Raw genomic sequence first — 445 nt, forward strand, 5'->3', positions numbered from 1 at the left:
CCATCCCTGATTATTGACACGTTATCCAATGTCACGCTGGCGAGCTTGAATGCCTTTACTTTTAAAAATAAGCAGGACGAGGACATATGGGACAACATTGACAAAGAAAACAAAATGTCCAAGCGGTTCGAGAAGGCCGTGAAGGAAACGCTTTATATAGGAGATGGCGCCTTCAAGGTTACTTTTGACCGGGCCATATCGGATTATCCAATTATTGAATATTATCCAGGCGACAGGATTGTGCCAAAGGTAAACCGTGGCAGGATTACGGAAATTGAGTTTAACACTGTGTACAACTACAAGAAACGAGAATATATCCTGCATGAGTACTATGGGTATGGGTATATCCGGTACAGGCTTACTTACGATGGAAGAGAGGTTCCACTTGACGGAATTCCAGATACAGCAGGATTGAAAGATATTGGGTTCTCCAGTTATAGGGATG

At 42.9% G+C, this 445-nt stretch carries 1 protein-coding gene; it reads left to right on the forward strand.

Annotation, left to right across the window (positions count from 1 at the left end; genetic code table 11):
• Positions 1 to 445: hypothetical protein (locus tag NE619_RS18045; protein WP_330640858.1), on the forward strand; the 445-nt coding region annotated here is incomplete at both ends.

It is taken from the genome of Anaerovorax odorimutans, assembly GCF_024459955.1.
GTDB lineage: Bacteria > Bacillota > Clostridia > Peptostreptococcales > Anaerovoracaceae > Hominibacterium > Hominibacterium odorimutans_A.